The sequence below is a fragment of the Pseudomonas sp. 13B_2.1_Bac1 genome (genome assembly GCF_025466155.1).
Lineage (GTDB): Bacteria > Pseudomonadota > Gammaproteobacteria > Pseudomonadales > Pseudomonadaceae > Aquipseudomonas > Aquipseudomonas aylmerensis.
The window spans coordinates 1-2,232 of record NZ_JANLOH010000073.1; the positions used below are offsets into that span (position 1 = coordinate 1).

Genomic DNA, 2,232 nt, shown 5'->3' on the forward strand with positions numbered 1-2,232 from the left:
TTTCCGAGTTGGAGCAGTCACGGAACAGCAGCAGTTGCCCATAGCGATTCCAGGCCAGGGTCTTGTGTTTGTCGTGGGCATCGATGATCTCCACCACTTGGCCCTGGGGGTCATAGCGGTAGCGGGTGGTGTGCCCGAGCGGGTCTTTTTCGCTGAGCAGGTTGCCGCTTTCGTCGTAGCTGAAGATGCTGGTGTGGCCGCCACGGTCGGTGACGCTCAGCGGCAGCGCCCAGTGTTCGGTGTAGATGATGTGCTCACTGCGCCCGAGCGGGTCACGGGTTTCGATCAGGCGGCCGAGGTCATCGTAGACGTAGTGCCATTCGCCGCCTTGCGGGTCGGTGGTCTTGAGCAGTTGCCCGGCCAGCAGGTCGCTGTGCCAGCACTGGCCCAGCGCGTCGATGTGGTGGTAGACCTCGTACAACGCGCCCCAGTAGTAGCGTTCCTCACGGCCGAGGCCGTCGACGACATGGGTTTCGCCCTTGGCCAGGTCGTAATGAAAATGATAGTCCTCGCCATCGCTGCCCCAGTGGCGGGTGACCCGCCATTCGTGGTCGGGTTGCGGTTCCAGCAAGGGCGGGAGGGTATAGGACGTGCCGTCCGCGCGGATGGGTTGTGGCCGTTGTTCGGGGACTGCGAAAGATGCCCAGGCATAGTGACGGATGGCGCCAGTGGGCAGCGTATGGCTGCTCATGTAACGCTCGGGTGTGTAGGTGAAACGCCGCAGCACCTGGCCACTGGTATCGAGCACTGCGCTCAGGTCGCCGTGGCTGTCATAGCGGTAGTGCACCAACGGCTCGGTGCGCTCCAGATGGCCGGGGCCTTCGTCACTGAAGTACAGGCGTTCAACCTGTTCAATCCGGTGCGGGTGACGGTCGTTGTAGCGCAGGTGCACGGTGACGCGGCTGCTTGTGTCAAACAGATGCAGCAACCGCCCCCGGTCGTCATAGTGCAAATTGAGGGTATTCAGATTGCGGTCACCCAGGCGCACAAGCCGTGAACGCTGCGGGTTGTGGGGATCGGTTTCAAAGACCTGGAACAAGCCTTCATGGATGTCCTCAACCACCGTCAAGTCATCGCTTATCGCAAAAAAAGCAAGGCCATCGAGGGCGCTGACGAAGCGATTGCCAGGCTTCAGTTGCCCGAGCTCCAAACGCTCACCCTCGGCGTTGATGTACACCCACAGGTCGCCACCGTCCGGGTGGGGCACGCGCACGATTTCAACTTCGTAGAACACGCTCCAGCCGACGCCGAACAGTCCGTTGTCGCGCCGATCATTGCTGTTGTAGCGGCGTGCCCACACGATGGGCAGGATGCCAGGGAGGGTGAAGTCCAGATCTTCCGGGCCGTCTTGAAACTTGCTGCCGGTGGACACCGCTACCGGGTTACCCACCGAGCAGCTTTTGGGCCCGAACTTTCGCGCGATAAGGATGCCGGCGATGATGCCCACCGCCATGCCGATTTTGCTTTTTCCTCCTTGGATAGGCCGCACCACCAGCGGTTCGCCGCCGATGCGAACGTCCGCGGACACCTCGGTCTCTGGGCCGACGGTGGCCTCGCAGGTCGTGCGATCACCGCTTCGGACGGCAGGCTGACTGTTGATAAAGACTTCCGAGGAGCCCTCGGCCAAGTAGTGCGTGGGCATGGGCGGGTGGCGCGTGCACACCACCTGGTCCAGTTCGGTGGGCCGGGTTCCGCTGGCAGGCGCGGCCACCATGGGCGGATTGATAATGCCGTCGATGGTTTGGTAGATCGAGACGACCGGGTTGAGTCCGGCGAGCACGCCCAAAATGGTGTCCATCACACTGGGCTTGGTCGAGGGCTCGTCGGGTTCGTCGGTTTGTATGCCGGCGGCACGGGCGGCCAGTTGGCTATTGATGCGGGTGTCGACGGCACCGCTTGCGATGTTGCCTTGGGGCGTGGGGGGAATCAGCGCGTTGAAAAAGCCACTGCATGCATCGCTGAAGTGCTCCCCGATGGATTTGTCACCGGCAGGAATCATGCTTGTCGCCGTCACCAACAAGCCGGCGCCTACGCTGATTACCACCGCGCCTGCTGCCGCTACGGCAACAGCCGGTGCTGCGGCGATCACCGCAGCAGTGACGGCGGCATACACGACAGCTTCCGCGACGGTAGCGAGGATCTCAGCCCAGACGGAGGTGTGCAGAATGGGGTCGCCCACACGGGCGGCGTGTACGGTGTCTGCCACGAATCATCTTCCTTGCGATCAGGTCA

The 2,232-nt window shown here is 62.5% G+C and carries 1 protein-coding gene; it reads right to left on the bottom strand.

What is annotated here, in order from left to right; all coding sequences use genetic code 11:
• Window positions 1-2,206, bottom strand: a 2,206-nt coding sequence (locus tag NTD80_RS17100; RefSeq protein ID WP_262134390.1) for a DUF6531 domain-containing protein, incomplete at its 3' end; no start/stop codon positions are given.
• Window positions 2,207-2,232: the final 26 nt, after the last annotated feature.